This is a genomic window from Nostoc sp., assembly GCF_035638895.1.
GTDB lineage: Bacteria > Cyanobacteriota > Cyanobacteriia > Cyanobacteriales > Nostocaceae > Nostoc.
Window position 1 is genome coordinate 1 of the sequence record NZ_DASQZC010000516.1, and the last position, 2,649, is coordinate 2,649.

The 2,649-nt window shown below is 41.3% G+C and carries 2 protein-coding genes and 1 pseudogene; all 3 read right to left on the reverse strand.

The annotated features are described in order from the left end of the window. Positions 1-226, reverse strand: a pseudogene (locus VE944_RS25800) (2,3-bisphosphoglycerate-independent phosphoglycerate mutase); the annotation flags it as partial. Between the two features lie 266 nt (positions 227-492). Further along, positions 493-795, reverse strand: a complete 303-nt coding sequence (locus tag VE944_RS25805) for a TRADD-N-associated membrane domain-containing protein (RefSeq protein WP_324983862.1) — start codon at positions 793-795, stop codon at positions 493-495. 503 nt (positions 796-1,298) lie between these two features. Further along, positions 1,299-2,649, reverse strand: a 1,351-nt coding sequence (locus VE944_RS25810) for an ABC-F family ATP-binding cassette domain-containing protein (protein ID WP_324983865.1), incomplete at its 5' end; no start/stop codon positions are given.

The window sequence follows — 2,649 nt, forward strand, 5'->3', positions numbered from 1 at the left end:
GCCCAGCACCAATGTTCAAATGACCTACTTCCGAGTTGCCCATTTGACCTTCTGGCAACCCTACGGCTTTTCCTGATGTGCGGATGAGGGTATGCGGGTAAGCTGCCCATAAACTTTCCACAATGGGAGTTTTAGCAGCAAGAATAGCGTTTCCTCGCTTCTGGTCGCAGTAGCCCCATCCGTCTAAAATGACTAGCACCACAGGAGCAACAGGTGCTTTGGTCATAGTAAAATTGCCCTTTACTTTTTGTAATACCCGAATGATACCACTGCTAAACCACGCCGCAAGAGAATTTATTTTATTATGAATTACTTTATAGTTTTTTTAGAATTTTCTTAATCTTAATAAATCTTGTGTATATTGTTGTGATATTTACATTGAGTCATTAGTCTAGTACTAGCAATAGAGTACTACTACTAGACTAAGTGCATCATTTTGGTTTTACAGTAGCTTTAGCAGCATCCAAAAATAAGCAGACCAAAAAGGAATATTTAATCATCTTCTAAAAGCTCTTTAGCAGTCTCATCCAGTCTCTTGTTTGCATTATCAGAGAAGTTGAAAAACAGTTTGCTTACAACTCCAGAGGTAAGTCCAACAGCTGTTGCTGCTGTTGCTGCCGACACATTACCTATACAAACTGATACACCAGTCAAAATACCAAATATGGTAGTTGCTGTTGCTAGACTAATAGCCAGGTTAAAACTTGCGCTGGCTTGTCGGGAACGTTCTCGATACCACTGTACTGAAATATCCTTTGGCTGCACTTCTATGTTAATTTTAGGTTGTCTGTTCATTTTATTTCTGAAAAAGTAGGTTTTTTTGAAAGTCTGCAAGGTAGCTGCGAACTACCCAGCAGGTTGATAAAGGCTAGCCCTATAAATAGGCTGCCATCTTCTAAATACCACTTTAAGTCAGTAGTGTTTAATAACCTGCCTGGAAGCTGCAAACTAACGGGCAGGTTTTTAACATACTGAAAATTCCCAGCTAGAGAATCCTAGCTTGAGAATTGCTGTGATTGTAGTAGCACAATACAGTAGCAATACTTAAGTGCAAATGATAATGACCGTATGCACAGTGCTTCAAAAAGCCTTTTTACTTTCTGATAACCGAATAATACCACTGCTAAACCACGCCGCAAGTGAATTTTTGCTTATTAATTTATTTTATGAAAGACTTACAGTTTTTTGAATGATTTTTTAAACTTTAGCAATTTTTATGTAATGTCGGTTATTGCTAATAACAAGTAATTACTTAGTAGTAGCATTTTAGCACTACTACTAAGTTCGTATTAAATCACTTATTTCTTTTTACTGGAAGCTTTTGCAGCTTTTTTAGCAGCTTTTTCAGCAGCGATCGCAGCTAATTTTGCCTGTTCTTTTTCTTCGGCAATTTTTTGGAGATAGTAATGATAGTCTCCTAAGTAAACCCTGAATTCACCATCACGAATTTCGACGATTTTGTTAGCTACTTCAGAAATAAAGTAGCGATCGTGGGAAACTACAATTGCGGTACCATCATAGTTTTTAAGCGCTTCTTCCAGCATTTCTTTCGCTGGAATGTCTAGGTGGTTTGTCGGCTCATCTAAAATTAGTAAGTTCGCGGGACGTAAGAGCATTTTTGCCAACGCCAGACGAGCTTTTTCTCCTCCACTTAATGCCCCAACTGCCTTAAATACAGTATCACCAGTGAATAAGAAGCGTCCCAAAAGCGTGCGGACTTCTTGATTATCCCAGTCTGGAACTTCATCATGGATAGTTTCCATGACAGTTTTCTTCAAATCTAAGGCTTCAGCTTGATTTTGCTCAAAGTAACCGGGGATAACGTTGTGATCCCCTAATTGAACGCTACCTTCTGTGGGTGGTTCCATCCCCATAATTACGCGCAAAAGGGTAGATTTTCCAGCACCATTGGGGCCAAGAAAAGCAATGCGATCGCCTCTTTCAATTAGCAGATTTGCTGCCAAAAACAGGATTTTATCACCATAAAGATGAGTTAAATCTTTAATTTCTACTACCTCGCGTCCACTGCGGGGTGCAGGGGGAAAACGGAAGTGGAGAGTTCTTACCCCTGCAATGGGTGCTTCAATGCGCTCAATTTTGTCGAGTTGCTTTTCCCGGCTTTTTGCCTGGGTACTGCGGGTAGCACTGGCGCGGAATCTATCAACAAAGGTTTGCTGTTTCTCTAATTCTTTCTGTTGGCGTTCGTAAGCACTAAGTTGTGCTGATTGACTTTCGGCTTTTTGTTCCAAATATGCCGAGTAGTTACCAAGGTAGGTACTGGAAACGCCACGTTCAGTTTCTACAATTTGGGTGCAGAGGCGGTCAAGGAACTCCCGGTCATGCGAGACTATTACCATCGGCGTAACCAGCCCTCTGAGGTAATTTTCCAACCACTCAATGGTTTCTAAATCTAGGTGGTTAGTCGGTTCATCCAGTAGCAACAAGTCGGGTTTTTGCAGCAGGATTTTTCCTAAACTCATCCGCATTTGCCAACCACCACTGAAGGCACTGACGAGGCGATCGCCATCTTCTAGCCCAAATCCCATCTCTGGTAAAATTTTCCCGATGCGTGCATCTAAGTTGTAGCCATCCAAGGCTTCAAATTTGCGCTGAAAGCGATCCAACTTGTCGATCAGTCGATCCAGTTCC

What these genes read in the sequence shown, in the direction of transcription:
- VE944_RS25805 (WP_324983862.1), bottom strand. Translation starts at nt 795, where the DNA reads ATGAACAGACAACCTAAAATTAACATAGAAGTGCAGCCAAAGGATATT.